Origin of the sequence: Enterococcus sp. DIV0187 (genome assembly GCF_051713785.1) — a bacterium.
In the GTDB taxonomy this organism is placed as follows: Bacteria; Bacillota; Bacilli; order Lactobacillales; family Enterococcaceae; genus Enterococcus_A; species Enterococcus_A avium.
Window position 1 is genome coordinate 359,600 of record NZ_JBIOQO010000002.1, and the last position, 25,745, is coordinate 385,344.

General features: G+C 37.9%; 28 protein-coding genes. 13 read left to right on the top strand and 15 right to left on the bottom strand.

Annotated elements, in window-relative coordinates; translation table 11 throughout:
• Positions 1-147: 147 nt before the first annotated feature.
• Complete coding sequence (locus IGI52_RS21660) at positions 148-777, bottom strand: histidine phosphatase family protein (RefSeq protein WP_049219806.1); 630 nt, start codon at positions 775-777, stop codon at positions 148-150.
• Between the two features lie 312 nt (positions 778-1,089).
• On the opposite strand from IGI52_RS21660, the gene IGI52_RS21665 reads away from it, so the two are divergent.
• Both IGI52_RS21665 and IGI52_RS21670 read left to right on the top strand, forming a co-directional pair.
• Entirely contained in the window at positions 1,090-1,350 is a 261-nt protein-coding gene (locus tag IGI52_RS21665) for a DUF6442 family protein (protein ID WP_016178187.1), read from the top strand.
• 99 nt (positions 1,351-1,449) lie between these two features.
• A complete protein-coding gene (locus IGI52_RS21670) occupies positions 1,450-2,184 on the top strand; it encodes a YdcF family protein (RefSeq protein ID WP_438782434.1) in 735 nt (244 codons plus the stop codon).
• Positions 2,185-2,347: 163 nt separating this feature from the next.
• Here IGI52_RS21670 and IGI52_RS21675 read toward each other — a convergent pair whose 3' ends face one another.
• A complete protein-coding gene (locus tag IGI52_RS21675; RefSeq protein ID WP_176675663.1) occupies positions 2,348-2,602 on the bottom strand; it encodes a hypothetical protein in 255 nt (84 codons plus the stop codon).
• Positions 2,603-2,938: 336 nt separating this feature from the next.
• Between IGI52_RS21675 and aspD the strand changes: the two genes are divergently transcribed.
• The gene (gene aspD, locus IGI52_RS21680) at positions 2,939-4,534 is read left to right on the top strand and encodes an aspartate 4-decarboxylase (RefSeq protein WP_438782435.1); all 1,596 of its coding nucleotides are present in this window, start codon (positions 2,939-2,941) and stop codon (positions 4,532-4,534) included.
• 42 nt (positions 4,535-4,576) lie between these two features.
• Here the strand turns inward: aspD and IGI52_RS21685 are convergent, their stop codons facing one another.
• The gene (locus IGI52_RS21685; protein ID WP_242693631.1) at positions 4,577-5,110 is read right to left on the bottom strand and encodes a phenolic acid decarboxylase; all 534 of its coding nucleotides are present in this window, start codon (positions 5,108-5,110) and stop codon (positions 4,577-4,579) included.
• A gap of 107 nt (positions 5,111-5,217) precedes the next feature.
• Between IGI52_RS21685 and IGI52_RS21690 the strand changes: the two genes are divergently transcribed.
• The 3 genes from IGI52_RS21690 (at position 5,218) to IGI52_RS21700 (ending at position 7,221) form a co-directional block, all read left to right on the top strand.
• Positions 5,218-5,754 (top strand): PadR family transcriptional regulator, encoded by a 537-nt coding sequence (locus IGI52_RS21690; RefSeq protein ID WP_034876033.1) that lies wholly within the window; start codon positions 5,218-5,220, stop codon positions 5,752-5,754.
• 110 nt (positions 5,755-5,864) lie between these two features.
• Positions 5,865-6,683 carry a bifunctional hydroxymethylpyrimidine kinase/phosphomethylpyrimidine kinase gene (thiD, locus tag IGI52_RS21695; protein ID WP_311855095.1) on the top strand — a complete coding sequence of 273 codons (819 nt, stop codon included), beginning with the start codon at positions 5,865-5,867 and terminating at the stop codon, positions 6,681-6,683.
• Positions 6,673-7,221, top strand: a complete 549-nt coding sequence (locus tag IGI52_RS21700) for an ECF transporter S component (RefSeq protein WP_048719516.1) — start codon at positions 6,673-6,675, stop codon at positions 7,219-7,221. The genes thiD and IGI52_RS21700 overlap by 11 nt, the downstream gene beginning before the upstream one ends.
• Before the next feature lie 84 nt (positions 7,222-7,305).
• Here IGI52_RS21700 and IGI52_RS21705 read toward each other — a convergent pair whose 3' ends face one another.
• Positions 7,306-7,971, bottom strand: a complete 666-nt coding sequence (locus tag IGI52_RS21705) for a helix-turn-helix domain-containing protein (RefSeq protein WP_016178179.1) — start codon at positions 7,969-7,971, stop codon at positions 7,306-7,308.
• A gap of 101 nt (positions 7,972-8,072) precedes the next feature.
• Complete coding sequence (locus IGI52_RS21710; protein ID WP_438782436.1) at positions 8,073-8,375, bottom strand: nuclear transport factor 2 family protein; 303 nt, start codon at positions 8,373-8,375, stop codon at positions 8,073-8,075.
• A 232-nt stretch (positions 8,376-8,607) separates the two neighbouring features.
• On the opposite strand from IGI52_RS21710, the gene IGI52_RS21715 reads away from it, so the two are divergent.
• Both IGI52_RS21715 and IGI52_RS21720 read left to right on the top strand, forming a co-directional pair.
• Positions 8,608-8,754, top strand: a complete 147-nt coding sequence (locus IGI52_RS21715; protein ID WP_016178177.1) for a hypothetical protein — start codon at positions 8,608-8,610, stop codon at positions 8,752-8,754.
• Positions 8,755-9,258: 504 nt separating this feature from the next.
• On the top strand, positions 9,259-10,788 hold the full coding sequence (locus tag IGI52_RS21720; RefSeq protein ID WP_438782437.1) for an ABC-F family ATP-binding cassette domain-containing protein: 1,530 nt from the start codon (positions 9,259-9,261) through the stop codon (positions 10,786-10,788).
• Positions 10,789-10,894: 106 nt separating this feature from the next.
• Here the strand turns inward: IGI52_RS21720 and IGI52_RS21725 are convergent, their stop codons facing one another.
• Entirely contained in the window at positions 10,895-11,335 is a 441-nt protein-coding gene (locus tag IGI52_RS21725; protein WP_304570866.1) for a hypothetical protein, read from the bottom strand.
• Between the two features lie 163 nt (positions 11,336-11,498).
• On the opposite strand from IGI52_RS21725, the gene IGI52_RS21730 reads away from it, so the two are divergent.
• Complete coding sequence (locus IGI52_RS21730) at positions 11,499-13,070, top strand: Nramp family divalent metal transporter (RefSeq protein ID WP_311880760.1); 1,572 nt, start codon at positions 11,499-11,501, stop codon at positions 13,068-13,070.
• A gap of 35 nt (positions 13,071-13,105) precedes the next feature.
• On the opposite strand, the gene IGI52_RS21735 is transcribed toward IGI52_RS21730, so the two are convergent.
• From IGI52_RS21735 to IGI52_RS21755, 5 genes are all read right to left on the bottom strand, one after another.
• Positions 13,106-13,822: a DUF5131 family protein gene (locus IGI52_RS21735; protein WP_438782438.1), complete on the bottom strand. Its 717-nt coding sequence runs from the start codon at positions 13,820-13,822 to the stop codon at positions 13,106-13,108.
• A 115-nt stretch (positions 13,823-13,937) separates the two neighbouring features.
• Positions 13,938-14,630 carry a tryptophan synthase subunit alpha gene (locus tag IGI52_RS21740; protein WP_176675594.1) on the bottom strand — a complete coding sequence of 231 codons (693 nt, stop codon included), beginning with the start codon at positions 14,628-14,630 and terminating at the stop codon, positions 13,938-13,940.
• The gene (locus tag IGI52_RS21745) at positions 14,630-15,910 is read right to left on the bottom strand and encodes a PTS ascorbate transporter subunit IIC (RefSeq protein ID WP_438782439.1); all 1,281 of its coding nucleotides are present in this window, start codon (positions 15,908-15,910) and stop codon (positions 14,630-14,632) included. Before IGI52_RS21745 ends, IGI52_RS21740 begins: the two co-directional genes overlap by 1 nt.
• A gap of 11 nt (positions 15,911-15,921) precedes the next feature.
• Positions 15,922-16,194, bottom strand: coding sequence for a PTS sugar transporter subunit IIB (locus IGI52_RS21750; protein ID WP_176675596.1), 273 nt, complete (start codon positions 16,192-16,194; stop codon positions 15,922-15,924).
• On the bottom strand, positions 16,188-18,227 hold the full coding sequence (locus IGI52_RS21755; protein WP_176675597.1) for a BglG family transcription antiterminator: 2,040 nt from the start codon (positions 18,225-18,227) through the stop codon (positions 16,188-16,190). Before IGI52_RS21755 ends, IGI52_RS21750 begins: the two co-directional genes overlap by 7 nt.
• A 205-nt stretch (positions 18,228-18,432) precedes the next feature.
• Between IGI52_RS21755 and IGI52_RS21760 the strand changes: the two genes are divergently transcribed.
• The 3 genes from IGI52_RS21760 (at position 18,433) to IGI52_RS21770 (ending at position 20,776) form a co-directional block, all read left to right on the top strand.
• Positions 18,433-18,702: a hypothetical protein gene (locus tag IGI52_RS21760; RefSeq protein ID WP_016178166.1), complete on the top strand. Its 270-nt coding sequence runs from the start codon at positions 18,433-18,435 to the stop codon at positions 18,700-18,702.
• Between the two features lie 46 nt (positions 18,703-18,748).
• Entirely contained in the window at positions 18,749-19,672 is a 924-nt protein-coding gene (locus IGI52_RS21765) for a DNA/RNA non-specific endonuclease (protein ID WP_176675598.1), read from the top strand.
• A gap of 84 nt (positions 19,673-19,756) precedes the next feature.
• Complete coding sequence (locus tag IGI52_RS21770; RefSeq protein ID WP_438782440.1) at positions 19,757-20,776, top strand: LPXTG cell wall anchor domain-containing protein; 1,020 nt, start codon at positions 19,757-19,759, stop codon at positions 20,774-20,776.
• A 49-nt stretch (positions 20,777-20,825) separates the two neighbouring features.
• On the opposite strand, the gene fsa is transcribed toward IGI52_RS21770, so the two are convergent.
• On the bottom strand, positions 20,826-21,479 hold the full coding sequence (gene fsa, locus IGI52_RS21775; protein WP_311855071.1) for a fructose-6-phosphate aldolase: 654 nt from the start codon (positions 21,477-21,479) through the stop codon (positions 20,826-20,828).
• Between the two features lie 217 nt (positions 21,480-21,696).
• Between fsa and IGI52_RS21780 the strand changes: the two genes are divergently transcribed.
• Complete coding sequence (locus IGI52_RS21780; RefSeq protein ID WP_016178162.1) at positions 21,697-22,068, top strand: YxeA family protein; 372 nt, start codon at positions 21,697-21,699, stop codon at positions 22,066-22,068.
• Positions 22,069-22,101: 33 nt separating this feature from the next.
• On the opposite strand, the gene IGI52_RS21785 is transcribed toward IGI52_RS21780, so the two are convergent.
• From IGI52_RS21785 to IGI52_RS21795, 3 genes are read right to left on the bottom strand one after another with little or no spacing between them, the layout of a single operon-like run.
• Positions 22,102-22,410, bottom strand: coding sequence for a carboxymuconolactone decarboxylase family protein (locus IGI52_RS21785; protein WP_311855069.1), 309 nt, complete (start codon positions 22,408-22,410; stop codon positions 22,102-22,104).
• Positions 22,411-22,454: 44 nt separating this feature from the next.
• Complete coding sequence (locus IGI52_RS21790; protein ID WP_311855068.1) at positions 22,455-25,022, bottom strand: FtsX-like permease family protein; 2,568 nt, start codon at positions 25,020-25,022, stop codon at positions 22,455-22,457.
• Complete coding sequence (locus IGI52_RS21795) at positions 25,019-25,705, bottom strand: ABC transporter ATP-binding protein (RefSeq protein WP_048722104.1); 687 nt, start codon at positions 25,703-25,705, stop codon at positions 25,019-25,021. The genes IGI52_RS21790 and IGI52_RS21795 overlap by 4 nt, the downstream gene beginning before the upstream one ends.
• Positions 25,706-25,745: the final 40 nt, after the last annotated feature.

Sequence of the window (25,745 nt, forward strand, 5' to 3'; positions counted from 1 at the left end):
TTTATCATTTAGACTTTTAACGAACACATCTATCAACAATTAACAAATTCTACTCAGAAAATATTCCATATAAACAAAATATTGAAAAAATGTATATAGCAAGCTAGAAATGATTTTTGCTAAGCTACTTATTCATTATTTATTCATTTAAAATGATTGGCCCCACAACTCAAAAAGAACGTTGTTATTCGTATAATTTAGAATGGTCAAGCTGGAGTTATCTACGATTCCACTTTCGCGGATTTTTGCTAAAGGTACCCCTTTTAACGTATTTAGTAAAGCCATCAATAAAATCCCATGACTTACTACTAAAACATTTCCATCAGGCAACGCATTTTTTGCATCTTCGATTACCCTTGTACTTCGCGCAATCAAATCAATATAAGATTCTGCATGAATTTTTTTCGCATCGAACAAATCAGGTCGGGTGCGATAATTTTTCAAATCCTCAGGATAGGCAGCAGTAATTTTATCAATCTTTTTGCCATCCCAATCTCCCAAACGCATTTCTCGCAAATCCTCAATAATCTTCATCTCTGGTGGATTTTGATTTTCCTCGAGAATAAGCTTCGCTGTTGTCTGTGCACGTTTTTGCGGAGAGGACAACGCCACATCAAACTGAACAGTTTTTAAATGCTCCCCCATTCGCTTTGTCGCTTCTACTCCAGACGGAATCAAGGGCGAATCAACGGTTCCCCCATTAAAAAGTCCTTCCGCATTGTTTTCAGTTTTCCCATGTCTTACAAAATAAAAAGTTGTCACGCGTTCACACCCCATTCATTAATAACTCTCCATTAATATGTCTAGTTCTATTTCACCCATCAAGTATACACTACTATACAGTATTTGATACCAAAAAACTTATGCGTCGTCAATAAAATCAAAAAACAGCTTTTTTATCAAATAGTAAATTCTTAAACACGTGACATTGTAATCGGCTTCAATTATAATAAAAAGAACAATACTCATCATTTCGCCTCAGTTACACTTTATTTAGACCTAAAAAAGCTTATATAAACTATGATTTTAACTCGAAAATAACGAATAAATTAATTTGATAGATGAACCCCATAGATTGGAGGGAAACGGATGGAAAAAAATCGAAAACAAACGAGTACAGATTTGGCTTTAGCAACGGCAGGGATATTCAGCATGATACTTTTTAGTATTTTACTAATGGCCCGTATTATCGAAGATCGTGAAATAATGGACCTAGTCAGTCTTGTCACAGGAGCTGCAGCGTCATTTTGTTACGGAAAATTTCTTTGGATCAAGCAAAAATCATGGTTGACCTTATCCGTCATCCTGTTTGCTTTATGTATTTTCTTTTTCATCCGCTATCTATTTTAGCTATTCGCTGTTGGTAAAATTCACCAACAGTTTTTTTCTGCCTAATTTTTTGCTACTATTGTATAAGCTATTATTCAACGAAATATTAAGGAGGACACCATGTCTGATTTTGCTACACTCGTAAATTTTCTTACAACAATCCAAGATAATCCGCGTTTTGAATCTGATACTCTCATTATCGCTGGCAATAGTTTGCCCCATTTGATTGTTTCCGCTGCGAAGTTTTGTGAAGAGGAACTTGCAATTCAACGTGTCGTTTTTGTAGGCGGGATCGGTCACGGTACCGCACCCTTGATTGAAAATTGCAAAAAAATGTATCCAGAATTTGTTCGCCCAGAATGGCGACATCTGTCTGAAGCAGAGATCACTCAAGAAATTTTCTTACATTATTGTTCACGTGATTTAGAGCTGCTATTAGAAAAGAAATCAACAAATACTGGTGAAAATGCTCGCTTTTCTCGTGACCTATTTAAACAGGATGCTCCGAAAAGCTTTTGGCTAGTACAAGACCCTATGGTACAAAAGCGCAGCCATGTTACCTTTTGTAAGGAATGGGAGCTACAATTGTCTGCGATTCAACCGCTTTTCTTTGAGCAACCAAAACTGATAGACTTTGATACTTACCCCCATTTCGAAAATCCGCTAATGGATACATGGTGGAAGCCAGATTATTTCTTATCTCTAGTCATTGGTGAGATTCGTCGATTAAATGATGATGAACATGGATACGGTCCGAATGGTAAGAATTTTATTCCTCATGTCGAGGTACCCGAAAATGTTTTAGCAAGTTATCGAAGATGTCAAAAGTATTTAATTCACGTGGATAGAAAATAAGCTAGAACGAGTCTCTACTTTCATTAGGAAGCAGAGACTCGTTCTAGCTTGTTTAGCTGATTTAAAATTTCAAATATTTTTTTCGATTCGATCCATTCGATCTTTAAAAAATTTAAGTCCAAAATAAAAAGAAGCCCTCACCTTGAGAGGAACTTCTTTCAGTCTATTCAATTACTGTACTTACAAATCCTGCGACTTTATCAAACAAATCTCCGAAGAAACTTGAAACACTCTGCCATAATCCACCAAAATTGGGGTCAGCAATAAAATTTTGAACTTGCGTGATGACTTGGTCTTTATACATGTAAATGATAAATAGTAAAAACAATACGCCAGCGATGCGCCACAAGACTGACCCAACCTTTACGACAAAGAAAACCAATAATGCGATGAACGCAATAGCTATTAATTGATCCATCTCTGATCCCTCCTTAATCTTTCTATATATACTTCATTATCCATCAATTTGCACGACAATTAACTTATAGGAATAGTATGCCTCTTTTTTTACCGTTTTACATGGGTCGAAAGACTGATATCTGATCGGGAAAACCGTAAAAATCATCCCAATATTTTTTGTAAGCGTCAACTTATCTATTATACCAGCCTTAAAAGATAATTCGAAGAAAAAACACACTTTATTTCTTTGTGTTTTAACAGAAACTTTCTCATAAACTCTAAGCGTATTTACGCTGTTTTAAAAACAATTCTCGTTACTATAGAATCAAAATACAGTGTAGAAGGAGTCGTATTTGTGTCAACAATTACTGAACAAGCCTTAGAAGAATTAAGTCCCTTTGAATTAAGTCTCTTTTTGGAACAAAAGATTCATGAAAATAAAAATGTTACCAACCTACTAAATGCTGGACGAGGAAATCCTAACTGGACCGCTCCTACTCCGCGGGAAGCCTTCTTTTTACTTGGTCAATTTGCCACACAGGAAACACTATATGGCACTGGCGAATTAACAGCGGGAATGATCCAATCAGATACTGGACGTGGACAACGGTTTACTAATTTCTTAGAATCTCATCCGGGAAAAGGTGCCAACTTCTTAAAAAAAATCTGGTTTTCTGACAACAATTATTTAGGAATGCCAAAAGAAGCTTGGTTAACGGATATGTTGGATCATATCATCGGCGATAACTACCCAAATCCAGTACGCTGTTTAAGTGCCTGCGAAGGTCCGATCAAAGCTTACCTAAATCAAGAGCTATTTTCTGACAGCACTATTCCCTTTGATATTTTCGCGGTGGAAGGTGGAACTGCGGGGATCTGTTATATTTTTGATACTTTGTTTAATAATTTTTTATTGAATCATGGTGATAAGATCGCATTGATGTTACCGACTTTCGCACCTTATTTAGAAATTCCCGAATTGCCAAAATATGCGTTTGAGATTGTTAAAGTTCAAGCCAAACAAACGATGATTGATGGCAAAATGACGTATCAATATCCAGATGAAGAAATCAATAAACTGCGTGATTCCGATATCAAAGCAGTCTTTGTAGTAAATCCAAGCAACCCGACAGCAAATGCCCTAGCTCAACCGACCATTGATTTGCTGAAAGAAATTGTTGCAACAGATAATCCTGAATTAATGATTTTAACTGATGATGTGTATGGAACATTCGTCCCTGTCTTCACTTCCCTGTTTTCGGAGATCCCATACAATACAGCTTGTATTTATTCTTATTCGAAATATTTTGGCGCAACAGGCTGGCGTGTAGGAACAATCGCCGTTGCTAAACATAATTTATTTGACGAACTGATTGCTAACTTGTCACAAGAAAAGCTTGAAAAATTAAATGAACGTTACGCTTCACTGACCGCTGATCCGACAACAATCACCTTTATTGATCGAATTGTAGCTGACAGCCGTGACGTTGCTTTAAATCATGCTGCTGGTTTATCCGCTCCACAACAAGTGATGATGGTGATGTTCAGTTTGTACAGCTTATTAGATGAAGGAAAAGCTTATAAAGCCGAAGTAATGGATATTTGCCGCCAACGGGAAAAGCTGCTCTTCAATACTTTAGGTCTGCAGGAACCACTTGAAGATCTAGACACTGCTTATTACTGCGAGATCAATTACGAAGATTGGACCCGTAAGCGTTACGGTAATGCCTTTGCTGATTATCTAAAAAATAAGTGGACAGTCACAAAAGTTCTAACTTCTCTAGCTGAAAAAGAACAATTGATGTTACTGAAGGCTAACGCCTTTGGCAGCAGCGAGTGGGCGGTACGCGTTTCCTTAGCTAACCTAGCCACGAATCAATACCCCGAAGTTGGAAAACGAATCATCCGCTTGACCGATGAAATCCGTGACCAATGGATGAAAACAAAATAGCAAAAAAGTTCAACACTCTTTTTAGAATGTTGAACTTTTTTGCTATTTATTGATTCGGTGATAGTTTTCATCAAAATATTTGCCATTTCGGATATCATCTGGCATTCCTTCATAAGGCGTTTCACTGATCACATCTTCGTTGTCTTCCCCTGCATCACCAATATAAGTAATGTTCGCAAATTCTGGAACAACTAGCTTAGGATAGGTTTCATATTTCTCTCTAGCTTCCAGCATTTCATCGATGTGTTCATTTTGGAATGTAACAGTGATTTCTGGATGTTCCTCTACCCATTTTGGGAAGAAAATGGTGCCATGAAGTTTCTTTTCGTTTGGCACAAAATCAAGCGCTACGTCAGTTCCAGTTGGTTCTGTCCAAGTAATTTTATAAACCCCTTCAGTTAAAAGATCCATTTGCACCTCTTGATCTTTTACCCAACGCCCTGCGACCATTCCTCCGTGAATCCGATAATCCACAGTGTGGTCATTTTTAGCGTACCATTCGTATTCCCAACCATTATCATACGTATAAATAAAATGTGTGCCGACAAAATCTTCCAATGTTTTAAATTGTTTCAAATTAATCCCTCCAAATATTCAATTGACAACATGTAATTATTTGCATGTTTTAGATTACGTGATTATGATAAAATGATTTTATTCAATTGTCAAGGGAGATGTTTAACATCGCACAAAAAAATACATTACAATACATTATTCTTGGAATGCTGCAAGACGATAAAAAAACTGGATACGATATAAAAACGGCGTTTACTACAGAAATAGGCGAATTTTGGCAAGCGAAGCACAGTCAAATTTATCCTGAGTTATCGAAGCTTACAAAAAAAGGCTGGATTGATTTCCAAACTGAGATTGTGGGAACAAAACTTGAAAAGAAAGTTTACTCCCTGACAAAAACAGGAAGAATGGCCTTACTCGAATGGATTAATGAACCCTTAACAGAGTTACCAACCAATAAAGACGAGTTTGTTTTGAAATTATATTTTATAAAAAGTATTGATGATGAGCGCCTACCGGAAATGATTCAACAACAAATCGACTTGCATCAAAAAAAATTGGAGCATCTAGAAGATAGAAAAATAGCCGTTTTTCCTGATAAAAAGATTAAAGAAAACTATGGACATTACCTTATCCTGATGCATGCGATTCATCGCGAGGAGGAATATTTAAGCTGGCTGGAAAGCTTGACAAAAAGAGCCTGAGTATTCAATCTCTAAATAAAAATTGGATGAGGGAAAACAAATCCAATTGGCTGTTTTCATAGGTAAGACAAAAAGATATGCTATTAAAAAAACAAATGGAGCATTACTATATGAAAAAAGTTGCAACAATTGCCGGTTCAGATGCGACTGGCGGCGGTGGATTAGAAGCTGATTTGAAAACCTTTCAAGAATTCGGAACGTTTGGGTTTGCCGCAATTACTTCGATCGTTAATTTAGATCCGAATAATGGCTCACACCATTTACGGATACTTCCTTTGGAAATACTGCAGGAACAACTTGCGTCAATCTTCGCAGGAACAATTGATGCCTTAAAAACGGGGTTGTTACCTTCCCAAGAGATGATCGAATTGGTTAGTACACTAATTCCTAAAGAGATTCCGCTGATCGTTGACCCAGTGATTGGTGGCAAAGGAACCCAAGATTTCATCAAAAGCAATCAAGTTCAAGCCTTGAGAGAAAAATTAATTCCTCGTGCGATGATCGTAACACCGAATCTACGAGAAGCAGGTATTTTATCTGAACTGGGAGAACTGACTTCTAAAAAGCAAATGCAGGAAGCTGCTAAAAAGATCGCTCTGCTAGGTGTGAAACATGTAGTAATCAAAGGCGGCGCACGGTTAGACACGAAACAGACACTCGACCTTCATTATGATGGAAAAAGCTTCCAAAGCTATCCGCATCCTGTAATTGATACTCCTTACAATCATGGGGCCGGATGCACCTTTGCAGCAGCCATTACTGCGGCAGTGGCAAAAAATTATCCGGTGGAACAAGCTATCAAATTAGCGATTGATTTTGTTCAGGCAGCCATTTCTATGGGAGAACAAATCAACCCGTATGTTGGTCATGTCTGGCACGGTGCCTACACCCACGGAGAAAAACGATTGGAGTATTCAGATGAAAAGTAATAAACGAATTCAAAACCTGGTATTAATTGCCTTGTTTGCAGCACTTACCTTAATGGGAACAATGATCAAGATTCCTTTGCCAACCGGTGCCTTTCTACATTTTGGAAATGCGGTGGTTCTTCTAGCAGTGCTGTTGATTGGTTATTGGCAAGGAGCCTTAGCTGGTGGAATTGGCTTCTTTATTTTTGACATCCTAAATGGCTTTGCCGCTGAAGCCCCGTACTTTTTAGTCGAAAGCTTTATTGTGGGTGCCGCTGCCTATCTCGCCTTCTCATTTTTCAAGCGCAAGCCAACTCGGATTCGTCAAATCATCATTATCGGAATCTGTGCTGGCATTGCCAAGTTTATTATGTCTGTAATCAAAGCAACCGTTATGTCAATGATCGCTGGCGCTCAATTGAAACCCGCTTTCTTCGCGGCCCTGGCTACAATGCCCGCAACGGTAATCAATATTTTTTCAACAATTTTGATCGTCAGCCTGGTCTATTTTCCACTAAGACATGCAATGCAGATAATTTTTCATAATCAACCTGTGTAAATTATGCTATAATAAACGTCCTTGGCAGGGGCGAAAGCTTATAAAAGAGAGACCAACAAATCAATTGATTTGTTGGTCTCTCTTTTATTCTTTCATTGATGGTACTTCAAAATAGTCTTTACTCATAATATCACGATAAACCCCTGGAATGGATTTCCATGAAATGAATGAGATTCTTCTTACATAGGTGCCTTTGTGCTGCACCAACGCATAATTCTTGCCTTCTGGAGCCTGTCCACCTTGAAAATCCAGCAGCATCCCCTCTCCAAATGGATCATCTGCCACCCAAATATTCTTATATGGATCAGGATACTGTTCTTTCTTCCCATCCTCTTTGTATTTTTTTCCATCATTATAAGTAACCGAAGTTGGTAGTGTCGCGTAGCCGATCTTCATTTCCATAAATGGATTGAAACGATCCACCCATTGATTTTGGTTCTGGTATTGGGTAAGAAAGATGATTCCGGAGAAAACGATTAGTAAAGTCGCGATCAATCCATATTTATATACCTTTTTCAATTTGACATCTTTATCGATCCGTTTCACAACCTCTTCATCTCCTTTTAAAAGCTCATCCAGCGATGTGTTAAACAGTTCGCTTAATTCCACCAGAAGCGACAATTCCGGATAGGTTCTGCCTGTTTCCCAACTCGATATTGTTTTGTCAGAAACATTGAGCTTTGCTGCTAGTCCCTTTTGTGTCCATTCCATTCTTTTTCGGTGTTCTTTGATTTGCTTTCCGATCTCCACTTTACGTCCTCCTTTTAATTTCATCATAAATGAAAGAAATGATTTTTCTACCTAAACATTGTAGAATCCCTCTATATTAAGGTCTATATTTTGTAGAATCGCTATTTCAATGAATCTAGCTGCTTTTTTGAATCGCAGAAAACCTGCCAAATCGCTATCTGCCGACCTTGCCCGACAACTACTTTCCAAGCAGCTGGAATTTCCCAATGCTTGTCCATTTTTCCTAAATAAGATCCACTTGCTTTGCCAATAATCATCGTAAATTCATCATTTCCAATCCACTCTTCCATTTCAATAAGATAATCAGGAAACCAATCAAAATACCCTTGCCAACCAGTCTTCATCGCTTCTTTATTTTTACAATTGCCGTATGTATCGATAAACTGAAAATCTTCAGTTATCATTTGGATAATCTTTGGTAAATTTTGCTGATTAATAGCTTTAACAAATTGCTTGATGATTCTTTTTTTATTCCTCCTGGAAGTTTGTTTTCTTAAGTATAACAAGAGAAAATCTTCATACTCCAAATTTTAAATAATTAGAATACTTTATGAATGCAAAATTGTTTTATTATTTTGTTTTAATGTGTTATACTTTTATTTGCAATGATGTTATTAAATGAAAGGAGGAAATAGAATGACTTTTTATGATCAAGAAAAACCTTATCGTGTGACTTTTGATTTAGAACAAAATGTTTTTGTTGTTTACTCAACAATCACTGGTCAACAAGGAACTGGAATCACCATTGAACAAGCGATCTACGACTTCAAAAAATCTGCCTAAGGAGCGCGTATCTCAATGAATGAAGCCTATAATTAAAAGCCTCTGCTTAGAATTAGAAAGCAGAGGCTTTTTTATATACTCAGCTTACATATTTGTTCGTTAAAGATAAGGTAAATCTATGTCTTCCTCTATGAATTTTACGTTATACTGAAGAAACGAAAAATACGGAGGTAGAAGTTTTATGAAAAAAGTGTTATTTCCATTCTTCGCAATAAGTTATTTGCTGGCCCATATCACCTTACATCTGTCTCTTTATCCAATCGACTGGTTGTCCGGTTTATTTAACTAAGCGGAGGTAAAATATGCTTGAAATAATCATACAATTCTTTAAAAATCTAACAGATTTGTTCTGTCAGGTCATTGATGTGATTGCTGACATTGTTCTTTATTTGTTCTCTGCTCAACTATAATAAATTGAAGAGTCCTGAAAAAGGGCTCTTTTTTTCTTGACTATCCGCTTCTTTTGTTAGATGATGGGAATTTGAGTAAGAAAGTAGGAGAAACATGAGTATCTTAGATTTAACAGGAATCGCGCAACAATTTGGCGATAAAATCCTGTATGAAGATTTAGAATTACATTTGAACAAAGGGGAACACCTAGGCCTGATCGGACAAAATGGCGCTGGAAAAAGTACCCTAATAAAAATTATCACCGGCGAACAATTACCGGATGAAGGCACGATTGCTTGGCAGAAGAATATCCACGTGGGCTATTTGGATCAGTATGTCGAAGTCGATCCAACCTTATCTATCAAAGATTTTCTAAAAACTGCCTATGCCGCAGATTTTGTTAAAGAAGCGAAAATTGGCGAACTGTATATGGAATACAGTGAATCGATGGATGATAAATTGCTAGATAAGGCTGGAAAGCTACAGACAGAATTAGATCAAGGTGATTTTTATCAGATTGATACGTTAATTGCTGAAATGAGCAGTGGTTTGGGATTAGATGTTTTGGGTATGGATACGCCATTGGAGGATTTAAGCGGTGGCCAGCGTTCAAAATTAATTTTGGCAAAATTATTATTAGAAAAACCGGACGTGCTGATTTTGGATGAACCGACGAATCATTTGGATGATGAACACGTAGTCTGGTTGAGTCAATTTTTGCAGGATTTTTCCGGCACTTTCGTAGTCATTTCTCATGATCGCGATTTCTTGAACCAAATTACCACCCACATCGCTGATATCGAGTTTGGGAAATTGACCAAGTATACTGGTAATTTGACAAAGGCCTTGAAACAAAAGGAACAATTCCAGGAAACATATATGAAGCAATATGCTGCTCAAAAACGTCAGATTGAGAAAACAGAAGCCTACATTCGTAAATACAAAGCAGGCTCACGTTCGACTATGGCGAAAAGCCGTCAAAAGCAACTAGACAAAGTAGAACGCTTAACGCCGCCTTCTTCTAATGCGGTCGCTCACTTTGAGTTCCCATATGCACCGATCATTACAACGTTAGCAATGGAGACAACAGATTTGGAAATTGGTTATCAACGACCACTGCTGCCGCCAATAAATATCACATTACGGTATGGCGAAAAAGTCGCTATTCGTGGGTTCAACGGCATCGGTAAATCAACCTTACTGAAGACCTTGATCGAGGCGATTCCTAAAATTGCAGGTGAATTTCACTTTCCTGCAAATACGAAAATTAATTATTTCGAGCAAGATTTGCAATGGGAAAATCCTTACCAGACTCCCCTACAGTATTTGAGTGAACATTTTCCGAAAGAAACTGTTAAGGAGCTGCGGAAACATCTCGCTAAAGCAGGGTTGCCGAATCAATTAGCTCAAGAACCACTTAGTACCTTAAGTGGTGGTGAGCAAACCAAAGTTAAACTTTGTCAAATGACAATGCAAAAGGGAAATTTGCTGATTCTCGATGAACCAACAAATCACATCGATCAGGCAACAAAAGACAGCTTGCGTGAAAGTTTAGCTAATTTCGCTGGAACTGTCATCGTCGTTTCTCACGAAGAGAGCTTTTATCAAGACTGGACTGATCGAGTAATTGAGATTAGTCAATAAAGCGAAAAACACTAAAAAAGCCAAATGGTTAGCTGCTTTGCATCAAGAAAGCAAGTGCCCATTTGGCTTTTCTTTTATAAAATATTTTTAGCTTTACTTGATGGCTCTACTTCCATTGAAGTGTATCTCTTTCTTTATCCGTCAAACCAAAACTTTTGTAATGTTCTAAGACACGTTCGCGCAAATTAGGACTCCACGATCCCCTTCTTATTAAAATATCTACTCCAGCTGGTGTGACGAAGGATTTTTCAAAACGAATCACTAATACATCCCCTTTGATCGTCACTACCTGCCAACGACTACTCAAAATTTTCATTATTCCTATTCCTCGCCAGATAAACTGTCCACCGACAAAACGGTCCATTCCTCTGATTTGCTTGGTTTTGCCGTTTGCTTCATATTCTACCAAATCGAGTAATTCCACAGCATTTTTCTCTGTTCTCTTATAGGTAATTCGGGGATTTTTTCTTTTATCTGTCAACCACATTGGAAAATTCGTTCCTTTGATTTCCCACGTACCATCTAATTGTGTGTACCAATCGACCATACGCTCACCTCATTTTCTTCTATTTAGTGTAAAACAAATTCGAATTATGCCAAAGAAATATGCTTTTTGAAAATTTTAGGCATACCGAATCTTTTTCTTTTCATTTCCTGATTTTGGGTGTATGATTGCATCGTAGAAAAGTTTAGAGAAAGGTGGGAGCTTCTTGAGTACGAATAAACATCCCATTTTAGAACATACGAACGGACTTTCTTTAGAGGAAGTCAACGGTACGATTAAAGTACCGAAAGGAAAAAGCTTCTGGCGAACACTGCTCGCCTATTCAGGTCCGGGAGCATTAGTCGCTGTCGGATATATGGACCCAGGAAACTGGTCGACCTCCATCACCGGTGGACAAAACTTTCAATATCTATTAATGTCCGTGATCCTAATTTCCAGCTTAGTGGCTATGCTTTTACAATATATGGCAGCAAAGCTGGGAATTGTTACTCGAATGGATTTGGCACAAGCGATTCGTGCTAGGACAAGTAAATCCTTGGGGATCGTCCTTTGGATCTTGACTGAATTAGCCATCATGGCAACCGATATTGCGGAAGTCATCGGTGCAGCCATCGCTTTGTATCTATTGTTTAATATTCCCTTGGTTATCGCTGTTTTCATTACTGTATTCGATGTCTTTCTACTATTATTATTAACCAAAGTCGGATTCCGTAAAATCGAAGCCATTGTTGTTTGTTTAATTTTTGTGATTCTCTTCGTCTTTATTTACCAAGTTGCTTTGTCCGATCCTAATTGGGGTGACGTTTTAAAAGGATTTGTTCCAACTAGCGAAACGTTCGCAAATAGTCCTGCCATTGGTGGTCAAACACCGCTGACTGGTGCGCTTGGAATCATTGGTGCAACGGTAATGCCGCATAACCTTTACCTTCATTCTGCGGTTTCTCAAACTCGCGAAGTTGATCATGATGATGAAGAGGATGTCGCAAATGCCGTCCGCTTTACAACTTGGGATTCAAATATTCAATTGTCATTAGCCTTTCTTGTTAATGCACTACTTTTGATTATGGGTGTTGCCGTGTTTAAAACAGGCACTGTCAAAGACCCATCCTTCTTTGGATTGTATGAAGCCTTATCAAATCCAGCTACGATGAGCAACGGAATCCTGATGAATGTCGCAAAAACTGGTGCTCTATCAACCTTATTTGCTGTAGCGCTTCTAGCTTCTGGTCAAAACTCTACAATTACTGGTACTTTGACTGGGCAAGTAATTATGGAGGGCTTTGTTCACATGCGGATGCCGATCTGGTTGCGTCGTCTAGTCACTCGGTTGATTTCGGTTGTTCCAGTATTGATTTGCGTCCTGCTAACGCGCGGCGATACAGTCGTTGAAGAACATGAAGCATTAAATAATTTGATGAATAATTCGCAAGTTTTCTTGGCCTTTGCCTTACCATTTTCTATGCTTCCCTTATTAATGATGACAAATAGCAGCGCAGAAATGGGGGAACGATTCAAAAATAAACGAATCATTCAACTGTTGGGTTGGATCTCAGTTATTGGTCTGACTTATTTGAACTTAATTGGTTTGCCTAGTCAAATCGAAGGCTTCTTTGGAGACAGTCCTTCTGCATGGGAAATCACAACAGCCGATAGTATCGCTTATGTTTTGATTGTTGCTGTTCTTGCTTTGTTAGTCTGGACAGTCGTTGAACTGCATAAAGGGAATAAGCGTGTGGCACTTGCTGCAAAAGAACTAAATGAAGATTTATCTGAATAAATAAAGAAGCAGAAATCCGAGTGATTTCTGCTTCTTTATTTACTTGGATACCAATTGATTCCCGCTTTTTTTGCTTGTGAAAATAATTGGCGGTAACTCAACTGATACTCCTGCTGATCCTTAATAAAATGCGTCCCACATTGACGAAACTCAAATGCAACTCCTTGCGAGATTGCTTCTTCCCGCAACTTCAAGATCCATTCATAATTTAACGGGCGCGCATTTTTATGGTATTCCCCACCCGCAACAACTGACTCGATGTCCGTCAGATACTCAGCAATGGAAATTTCTTCAATTAGTGGCTGACAAGCAATTTTTTTATGCTTGATTGGTAACGCTTGTAATAACGATAATCGTTGATCCGCTCGGGCCTGATTTTCAACTGAAACACCAATCGTGACATTATCGTACCCGTCGCCCCAATCTTCAGGAACGCAATTCATTAAACGATCAATCCGCTTAGTTAAGAACATAAAATGCAGATCACTGCGCTCTTTGATCATTTGCCAGCACTCGGCGCGCCAAGAATCTGCCTCTTCAATTAAAAAATCACTAGAAAAACAAACAAAGACGAGCTGTCCGCCCTTCATTTTATAACCATTCTTTGTTTTTTTAATAGGCGCGTCAAATTGAGCTGTCTTTTCAATCTTGCTTGTATCTACTTCTCGCTTTTTATCCCCCTCATGAATAAAGCAATATTTACAACCCTCGCTGACACGACGACAGCCACGCCACGGATTCCACATCCCCATTTATTCACCTGCTTTTTTCTTTTATCTTATCAAATTTGCTGAGGGTAATGCGAGCTATTTCGTTATAAAAATAAAATCAGGATTCGCTTCACGAATGAATGAAGCGAATCCTGTTTTAGTAAACCGAACGGATTTCTGATAAATACTCTTTGATGCTAGAAATTCCTCCCTCATTGAATCTTTTGATAAATTCAGAACCAATAATAGCTCCATCCGCGCCATTTGCTAAAATGCTGGCAATATCAGTTGGATTTTTAACTCCAAAACCAACAAAAACTGGCAGCTGCGTATTAGCTTTCAAATAAGGAACAATATCTACATAATCTTTAGGAAGTTGTATAAACTCACCTGTTTTTCCTTCCCCAGAAACCAAATAAACAAACTGAGAACTTTTGGCTAATTGATTGTTTATCGCTTCCTTATCCATATTTTTCGTAAATGTATGAACAAGACCAGAGAAGTTATCTTCAGGCAATTTTTTATCAACACACAAAATGGCATCATAACGCGTTTTGGAAAGCTGTCCTAATTTAAATTCTTCAACACCCTCATTATAAGTCATCAGGATCACTTTAAAGGTGTACCGTTCGCGTATCTCTTGTAGAACAGAATCAATTTCCTTGATACTCAGTGTTGAAAAAACTTTTTCTTGTGATTCTCTAACTATTGAACCATCAATATATGGATCAGAAACTGGAATACCAATTTCAATGTACCCTATTTGAAATTCTTCGACAATATCTAAAATCTCAAAAAATTTTTCTCTTGTTGGATAGTTGATAGTCAAATACAGAACTAGATTTTTCATTAAGCACCTCCAAGTAATTGTAAAATCCAACCTAAAATGGGACCATATACGGTATAATCTGTTTCACTTAGGATTCGCATAATAGGAGCATAGCTTCCAACCATTGGAAGCAATAATGCTTGACCAAAAATCAATAGAAAACCATTTGTCAATGATCCCAATATTGCTCCTCTACGCCCACCATGTGCATTACCGAAAATAGCAGTAGCAGCTCCAGTGAAGAAAGTCGGAATTAATGCTGGAAAAACAACAACTGGATAATTTAACGCACCAAGAATCAGCATACCTGCCAAACCAGCGACTAAACTACATAGGAAACCGACGATCACTGAAGTAGGATAATTTGGAAATAGTAACGGGATATCCAAACCAGGTTTCGAATTAGGAATAATTTTATTTGCAATCCCATGAAATGCTGGTATGATCTCTGACAGCATCATGCGCACGCCGGTGATAATTACTGTGATCCACATTCCGAACTCAACACCTCGTAATAGTGAAAAGACGATAATATCCTGACCACCAGTAATATTCTCCATTGTCCAACTAGGTGTCGCAAAAAGACTCACTAGTAAAAATAGAACAGTCATCACCAAAGTCAATGCGATCGTCATTTCTCTAAGAAAATTCAATTTCTTAGGAATCTCCATATTCTCAAGATCATGTTCTTTATTTCCAAATACTTTTGCTAACAGTGTCGCTACCAATAATCCCGAAGAACTGGAGTGTGCTAAAGTAAATCCTTCGCCTCCTTTAACTCCTTTTATGCAAACTGCTACATAAGCACAACTAAGCGTCATATATAGCCCTAACATAATGGAACCCACCGTAACAATCCCTGTAAAGGGCAATGTTGTATTGAACTTTAGTAATGCAGCGATCAATCCTGCGAAGAAAAATGAAACATGCGCCGATAAATGAACATATTTAAAGCGGGTAAAACGTGCTAACAACAAATTAATTAAAAAACCAAAAGCAAAAATCAACGCCATTTCTGTTCCAATATCTGCAAAGCTTTCAGCCTGAGCAGCTCCAATATCTGAAGAAAATGCCTTCATATCAAATATTTTAGAGATCATTTGTTGAAGCGGCAATAAAGCTCCACCTAATGTTTGACCACCAACATTGATCATAGTAAAACCAATCATTGTTTTAAGTGTACTAGGCAAAATTTGATCCCAGCTTTTCTTTTGAGCAACCATCCCAACAACGACTACCATTCCAATAATAAATACTGCCTGACTCAGTACATTATTTACAATATATATAAAGACTGCCATGTTTTTGCCTCCTATTCATTGATTGTCTTTAATAGTTGTTCTTTCAAATATTCTTTATCCATCATATTGTCAATCCGAATAATCTTAGCTGATGAATCACGCAGTGTATCGGCAAAATCTGATGTTGTGATTAAAATGTCAAAACTATTTGGATCAACAGAACCAATATCCGCCGCATCAACAGTTACTTCAATGTGCTCATCATCCAAAATTTGTTGTGTGAATAATCGCATCATCATGCTGCTACCAACCCCTGCACCGCAAACCGTTACAATTTTTAACATGATTCATTTCCTCCTTTTACCATTGCTAATATTTCCGAAGCATTTGTTGCCTTCAAAATATTTTCTACATTTTGTTCATGAGAAAGTATTTCTACTAATTCGGCTAATGCCTTTAAATGGGTTTGATGATCCACCGCACATAACCCGATAACAATATTTACCGGATCATTCTTAGGATGACCGAATACAACGGGTTCTTCTAAAGTAACAATGCTGAAACCAATAGCCAAAGCACCTTCTTCAGGGCGTGCATGTGGCATAGCGATTCCAGGTGCAATCACAATATAAGTTCCATTAATCTCAACATTCCTAATCATCCCCTCAATATAATTCGCTGAAGCTAGACCTTTATTTACTAATAGTTCCCCACTACGTTTAACGGCTTCATCACGATTTTCAGCATGATAGTGAAGATCAATTAAATCTTCTGATAATATTTCCTTAAGCATAGGCTGATACTCCCTTTTTAAATTTTCACTCGATCTAATATTCAAATACTCTTTAAATTCTTCTGTTAAGCTGTGAAATTGCTGCGTAGATAACTTCACATACTTATTTACCATTCGCAACAAGTCATCTACATTAATTTCATGGAAAACTGGTTTAATGAATTCACTAATAATTTGAATGTCTTCTTCTGATAAATAAGGATTTACTTGAACAAACGGTACTCGCTTTAAATCTAAGGGTATTGTAGTGATTACTAAATCTACTTTATGCTCTGCTATCCAACGAACTCCTTCTCTAGCTCCAAAGGTTCCGATAACATCTACACTAAAAATACTTTTTATTTTACTTTTTAAAATTTCAGAAGTGCTAATTCCTGCATTGCATATAATAACAACTTTTGCTTTATGGGGAACATAAAACTTACTTCGTTCCACTGAAGCTGCAAAGAAAAGTGTGAAAAAACTTGTTTCATGATCAGTAAATTCAATCTCAAGCATTCTTTCAATCACCGAAATTTGTTCCTGAACAATCAAATGCAACTCACGATAATGCTCTAAAACATGCTCATACATAGGGTTTTCCAACGTCTCATTCGCTAAAGTTCGTTTATATGCTGGTCGTAAATGATTGATTAATCCTTCATATAGCTTTTTGTCCCCTTTAAAATCCAATTCTGGAAGTTGCATATTCACCGCTGAAATAAATCTTTCAATAACTAAGTTAAAAGTTACCCATTTATCTGAAAGTAATTCTTGGTATTTAGTAATAGACGCCTCAGATATTTTATTTGCCAAGTATAATTGTTCCGCCAAGTTAATTGACTGTCTGAATAATTCAGTCAATTCTCTACACCGCTCATGTAGAGCTTTTTCCTCTTTGCTCAAAATATCCTTTTTATTTGAAGCAGCAAGTGTCTTTCCTAATGCGCTCCTTTTTTTTGTGATCCAAAAGTGCAATATTACCTTTTGGAAGGATTCATCACTCAATTGAATCCCCAACTGCCTACAGATTTTTTCAATGAATGACTCGATTTCTGCTAATAACGGCTGTTCCATTTCATAATGCTCCGTCTCAAATAATAATGGATCCTGTTCAAGTGTAGCGGCTAATAAATTACGAATATCTATTTCATCTCCGATCACTCGATAACCGCGAAATGGTAAAGATTCTAGCGTAATTTCATTTTTCTGTAGAATTTTGCGCACTTCTTGCAGATCACTCAATAAAGTATTTTTTGAAACTAGTGTTTTTCGTAATAGCTCTTCTGAACTGAAATAATCAGGTAACAATAAAATTGTCTCTAATAGACGAACTCTTCTGATGCTTTTATCACCACTAATAAAATCACTATTTTTGAGCAATAATTTTTCAATATCTACAGGATTATCAACGCTATAATAGACACGCCCCTTTTCAATGGCGATTATCTCTTCAGAGGCCGCCATGAGTGTTTCATTCAGTTTTTTTATATCGTTGTAGATTGTTCGGGTACTCACTTGAAATCTTTTGGCCAAATAGGGGATTTCAAAAGTTTTTCCTTGTTTTGCCAGCAAAGAATATAAATTTGATAATCGATTATCCATAAGTATTCCTCCTAAATTTAGTATAAGGTATCACAAGCATTATAAAAAAGAACAGTTCACTTCAGAATTTTTGAAGCAAACTGTTCTGGAGTGAACTAAAAAAGCTTTTGACTCACTTGGCTTTTAATCATTTCGTTATCAAAGCATTAATTGCTTAAAAATGCTAAAATCAGATTATCCAATTAAATAAAAAGGAAGTGATTTTTTGGAAGAATATCGCGGCTTATTAGAAAAGACGATTTTACTGCAAGAAAAGCCGATCATGATGTCCTTATTGATTATGAGCGATGGTGAAAACAAGACGGAAGTTTTAATCAAAGATCGTTATCTATCCAGTTACGTTTTTCGTTTACCGGAAAATAAATATATGATCCACATTGAAGGCCGCCGCAATAAACGGAATCAACTGGTTGCCAAACATTTTGAGATTATGAATCCGGATGAATACATTAAAATCATCGGTGCACCTGAATAAGCAAAGCTACATTACTTAATTTACAGAAAGAATAGGAGCAATTCCCTTGTCAAAGAAAACTAAACTAGTTGCTGCGATCGTGATTGCGGCAGCTAGTTTCGCTGTGTACAGCGCAAAAGAACAGCTTCAACAACCAACATCGAATACCTCGCAAACAACACAAAAGCAAACTCAAGTTGTCCCGCCTCAGCAGGATTTGGCTCAGCTTAATTATGAAGGCACTCAGACAATCGAAATCAATCAGAATAATCCGACCTTTTCTAAAGAGGATCTCTCAATCGAAAATGGACCATGGGAAAGATATGGCGACTTAGATCATTTAAATCGTGCAACAGATGCTGAGGCATTACTAAACAAGAAACTGATGCCAACGGAGAAACGCGGTGAAATCTCCAGTGTAACACCCACGGGTTGGCATAACAAAAAAATCAATGGTCAATACCTATTCAATCGATCGCATTTAATCGGTTATCAACTGACCGGACAAAATGCCAACTGGAAAAATTTGATTACCGGTACGCGCCAATTGAACAGCCCGGAAATGCTGCGTTTCGAGATGGATATCAAATACTATTTAGAAAAAAGCAACAAGAATTATGTCCGCTATTCCGTCATTCCCGTTTTTCGCGGTGATGAACTTTTAGCCCGCGGCGTTCACATGATGGCTCAATCAATCGGTAGCGATGAGGTGCGCTTCAATGTTTATATTTTTAATGTACAAAATGGTGTATCTCTAAATTACGCAGACGGAACCAGTACCATAGAAGGAAAATCACAATCCTCAACTTCAACAAGCGCCTCTACCGCTAAGGAATATGTCGATAAAAATGGAAAAGGCCTGATCAAAGGCTCGAAAAGTGGTGTCTACCACCTACCCGGCAGTAAATATTACGACAATACAACCAATCCACGAGCTTGGTTTAGAACCATCGAAGAAGCGAAAAAGGCAGGTTATCGCCCTGCAAAATAAATTTGCCAAAGTTCTCAACTTTTTCTTTACAGATATATTTCTTATGTTACAATAATATTACGAAATATAGACAAAATATTAGGAGTGATTACTTTGAAAAAACTTTTTTTTGCTTTATCGTTATTCATTCTCTTCCCCATTAGTGCAAATGCCGAAACTGAAAGTTCTACTGCAGCGGACAATCCCCCTGTAGCAGCAACCGAACAAACAACTCCCGCTGAAAATAGTGCAACGGTCGACTCTAAGTCTGTAACAGAGTCAACTTCGGCCAATGCCACTGAAAACAGTGAGATGAAAGATATTCAGCAAGCGAAAGATAATACGATTGACCAAATCGAAAAGGAAACGGGTGTAAAAAAGAGCAACGACCCAATTGGCAGTGAGTACGACACCAACAAGATTCGTGAGATCTTGAAAGACGAATCAATGAAAAGTACCCTTTCGCCTAGTGAAGTGGACAGCTACACCGATCAGCAGCTATTGAATGCCATGACACTTTGTGAACGAGTTGGTACCGATGCTTTTGGTTTAGATGTCAGCGGATATGCACGTATCCTGCAAGCCTTATACAAAGATAAAAGCTTGTCTTGGGATAAAATCGAAAATATTCTGAATTACAATCCGAGTAATTACACGAATGCTCTTGAAATGATTGATCAAATTGACAGTCTACAGGCCTATTTGGCGGCTCTTTATCCTAACAACAGTTCTTTCATGCCGATTCGTCAAATGAGCAATCAAGAATTAATCAATGTCTTGAAGTACATTTCACCGATCCAAGAAAAGATGATCGGTACCGAAGGCAGCTTCTTCCCCGGCATTATCGCTTGGATTAGTCGATATTCGGAAAACGCTGAGGTTCTCAATGGCGGAACCAGCTCTAGCACAACTGGAACTTCAACGACAGAAGATTCAACGACCCCTTCAACAACGCAAAGTGCTGAAAACAACGCCCCAGCAAAAAACGATAACGACAAAAAAGACGATAAGGGCGGTTTCTTACCAAAAACTGGTGAAGAAAGAAGAACCTGGCTTACTGTAGCCGGTGTCATCATCTTGGTAATCATCGCGTTTATCATGATTCGCCGCAATCGTAAAAAATAATAAAAAATCAGTGAGCGGGAATTTTAACATTCTTCCCCTCACTGATTTTTTATTTTTGTTTTTCTTGATACGCTTGCCAATCAGCTTCAAACTGTGCAATCCCATTCGTCGTTAATGGATGGCTCCATAACTTTGTAAACAGATTTCCAGGAATCGTTGCAATGTCTGAGCCTGCTAATGCAGCCGCTTCAACATGTCCAAGATTTCGAACGCTGGCTGCGATGATCTCCGTATCAAAACCATAATTATCAAACATTTCTCTTAAATCACTCACTAGCTGAATGCCATCAGAAGCAATATCATCTAATCGACCGATGAAAGGACTAACATAGGTAGCTCCTGCTTTGGCAGCCATCAATCCTTGAGCCGCTGAGAAGATCAGGGTAACGTTGGTTTTAATCCCTTCTTGCGAAATCGTGTGAACAGCCTTTAGTCCAGCTTCTGTCATTGGAATTTTTACAACAATGTTTTCTGCCCATTGATGGATTTCACGTGCTTCGTTAATCATTCCTTCGCTATCCAATGAGGTAACTTCTGCGCTGACTGGTCCGCTGACAATTTTGCAAATTTCTTTGATAACCGTTTCGAAATCTTTGCCTTCTTTTGCAATGATCGTGGGATTCGTTGTGACACCGTCTACCAAGCCGAGCTGATTGATCCGTTCAATCTCTTCAATATTCGCTGTGTCTAGAAAAAGCTTCATCTTATCCTCCTAATTAATTGTGTATTCCATCGCAACAGCACTTGAACTTTTACCGACATTTCTTCTTTACTTAAGTATACTCACTCAATCGAACTTCTTCAATGTTCGACTGTTGTGACAATTTTGTTAGTTCCAGATAGGTCCCTCGTCTGATTTTTGCATCTGAAAAACTTGATAAGCTAAATGTATCAAGTTTGAAAGGACGATCAATCAATTTATGATAAAAAAATTACTCGGAATTATTATAGGAATCTTCATTCTTTTATTTGGAGCGATGCTTTACTCAAAGAATTCTTCCAGCGAAGTTGCTGGTACCCTTGACCAGTTAAATCCTTTAGTTCCTAAAAGTGAGCTTTATGTGAAAACAACTAAACCTCACTCTGTCAATGATTATGGAACAGCCAGCTATGAACAACTCGCAGCGGACAAAAACGGAAAAACACGAACGATTCAATTTAATGGAATCTCCGAGTTAAAAATAAACCGCTACTTGAAATTGACCAATAAAGGCGCTCATGTTGAAACCTATGAAGAAGTGCGCCGTGATCAGGTTCCAGAAAAAGCATTAAAGGAAATTGATCCTCGATAAAAAACTGGGAAGGCATTTGCCATCCCAGTTTTTCTAATTTTTGTCAAATGCTTCCAGTGCTGCGGGCAAAGCATTGATCACTTCATTTCCTACTACTGGTAAGCCAACCATAATTGCACTGATTATTTCTTCTCGTGATGCTCCTGCTTTTTTGGCAAGCATGACATGAAACGGCAATCCACTAGTTTTCCCTGTCGCTGCTAAAACTGCGAGATACGATAAATGCTGTGTTTTATCATCTAATACACTGATTTCGCCCCATGAATGGATCATTTCATTAAAAGCTTTTTGATATTCTGTTGCTTCTTTGGCAAATGTTTCAAAAGAATTACTTATTGTCATCTAGGCACACTCCTTTTTTATAAGTGTATCAAATTCTGATGCTCTTAGGTTAGGTCATCTCGTAATGCTTCGATTATATTTTCTTTTTTTATTTTCTCGATAGCGTAAAACATCGTAATTACAACGATCAGAAATACACCCAAGATACTGATCCACAGGCTTCCCCAGGGAAAATAAAAAGCAATTTCCGCCCCGCCTTTCGTCATGCCTTGATAGATTAGCCATGAAAGAATGCTCGCTATTGGAATTCCTAGTAGCAATGAACGTGAGCCATAAAAGATACACTCAAAAATCATCATTTTATTAAATTCTCGATCTGTCATTCCTACTGAGCGTAGCATCGCTAGTTCTCTTCTTCGCAGTTTAATATTTGTCGAAATGGTATTAAAAACATTTGCGATTGCGATTAATGAAATCATTGCTATAAAAACATAGCTAAAAATATTCACTACAAAAATAGTATTACGGTTCTGTTCAAAGATTTCATTGACGTTATAAAGATCATATTGAGTGGTAATTCCCTCCAGTTCAATGATTTCTTTCATTTCAGTGGTTGACCGTGTAGATTTTTTAGACAGAAAAGTTAAACCGAGGTCTTGAGTAATCCCCTTTGTAGAAAATCGACTTTTCATTTGATAGGGTGCAACCAGCATAAAAACGTAAGATTTCGTTTCGGATGATTGTCTAGGCAAGGTGTCCATTGGATAAGTATCTGCAAAAGTTACCTTAATATTTCGCTGCTGATCCCAAGCAGGTTTTCCAGAAATTTCTGGTGCAGCAGTCAATGTCAAATCATCCTTAGCAAACAAATCAATCAGCTCTTTTTTCCCATCTACCTTCTTAACTCGCTGTTTTGCCACTGCGATCAGTTTACCGTTTTCGCCCGTATATTCCTCGACCGGCAAATTCAGACTTTTGATAAATTTCAAGTATTCTTTATCCTCAATAAATTGGATATCCATAAATAGTTGTTTCTTAGTGGATTTCGGACTTAACAGCTTCTGATAGTGAGAAGAAAAATCATTTATTCTCACTTGGGTGGCATACTGGATAATTGCTTGGTAAGAGCTACTGGTAATGCCCTCAACCTTTTGAAACCTCTCGTAAAGTCGGAATAACTCATCCTCACCCATTTCTGAGCTAGAAAAAACGATGTCATAATCCGTATCAACCACCGATTGTTTTGCTATATCCTGCAAATAGCTGCCAAATGCACGTGCCGAGACGAACAAAACCACGCTTAAAGCCAGCGAAAAAATGATTGTCCGATAACGCTTCTTATTCCGTTTAAAATTTTTTAAAGCCAATGTCCCTTCCAAGCCATAAATTCGCTTAGAAAATTGCGTGATTCGCACATCCTTTGAGACAATTTTAATCTCATTCGATTGACGAATACTTTCCATCACTGGTGTATTAGCCGCTTTTTTCGCTGGAATTGAAGCTGAGATCAAAATCGTGATTAAACTAATCATTATGGCAGCAAACATCACCGGTAGAGAAAACACTAAAACTAACGGAGTATTTCCATAAAGAAGATTGCTGAAGTTTTTTGCCACAATTGCAATGATGAGTTTGATACTTCCAATCCCCAACAAGATCCCTAACGGAATACCCAACACCCCGATACATAAGCCTTCAAACAAAACAGAATTTTTCAACTGTTTCGGTGTCGCTCCCACAGATGAAAGAATTCCAAATTGTTGCATTCGTTCATTCAATGAAATCGTAAAGGAATTGTAAATTAAGAAGATCGATCCCAACATGATCAAGGCAACCAAAATCGTCCCTATTGAATACAATAACAGATTAAATACCTTATCATCAGATGCTCCCAGAAAACGTAAGACATCGTCATTTAAGCTATATGATCGATTTTTTGCTATGTCATTGGCATAGCTTCTCGCCTTTCTTGGATTTTTTAGTGTAACAAAGACACTGAAGGTATTTATTTTTTCAGTGTTATCAGCACATGTTATCAAGGTGTAGCCCGGAGAGCTTTGCTCTTCAAAACCTGGGCGCTCACAAATCCCAACAATCGTATAGCTTTTTTTCTTTTCCTCAGTTAAACTTTCTTGATTATTCTGTGTGTGATCATAACCGTCATGTTGATTAAGCTGCTTCCTTCCCTGCATTCGTTCACCCAGCGATAATGAAAGCGTCTCGCCAATCGTATACTTTACTCCGCCATTTGCAGCAATGTGTGCAGGAATGACGACCTCATGACTATTTTTCGGCAATCTCCCAGAAAGCAGCTTGACCGGTAATGTTTCAAAGGTCTTTTGGTTGAAGCCAGCAACAAAAAGATAAGGTTTATTAGGATTCTTCCCACCAGATAACCTTCCGTAACCAATATTGGAAAATTTAGTCGTTTCTGATACATCCTTATTCTTGCTTTGTTTTTCAGCAAAACCAGAAGGGGCATCCAAAACTGCAACATGCCAATCCCCATATTTTTGTTCAGAGCCTTTCACCATAAAATTTTGCAACGAAATAGCAAAGGTTGCAACCGCCATAATCATCGCAGTCGACAAAATGACGCCAATAATTGTAACTAGTGTTCGTGTACGATTTTTCAACATATTTTGCATTGTTACTTTATGGAAGATGTTCATGATTGAATCATCCTCTCATCACGAGTCACACGCCCATCAGAAATACCAATGATCCGATCCGCCTGCAAAGCAATATCCTCATCATGGGTCACGACAATCAACGTTTGTCCATATTTGCGATTGCTCATTTTCAACAGTTTGATGATTTCATGTCCATTTTTACTATCTAAACTACCCGTTGGCTCATCCGCCAGCAAAACTGCTGGAGCATTCATTAAGGCTCGCCCAACTGAGACCCGCTGCTGTTGACCACCGGACAATTGATTTGGTAAATGATTTTTTCGCTGGTTCAGTCCTAAAAGCTCTAACAACTCACTCAACCGCTCCTGGTTAACCTTGCGCTTATCCATCAAAACCGGCAGTGTGATGTTTTCCACTACATTCAATGTCGGAATCAAATTGTGAAATTGATAAATCAGCCCGACCTGACGCCGGCGAAAAATTGCCAACTTCTCATTATTTTGAGCATACACATCCTGCCCATCTAAATACACTTTTCCACTCGTAGGCACATCCACACCGCCGATCATATGCAGAAGAGTTGATTTTCCTGAGCCAGACGCCCCAATAATCGCCGTAAATTCGCCTTTTTCAATCGTCAACGACACATCATTTAGAGCAACGACCTTATTCTCTCCTTTTCCATAAACCTTACTAAGATGCTCGATTTTCAACAGCTCCATTATATGAGCCCCCTTCCTAATGGTTCACCTCTATAATAGA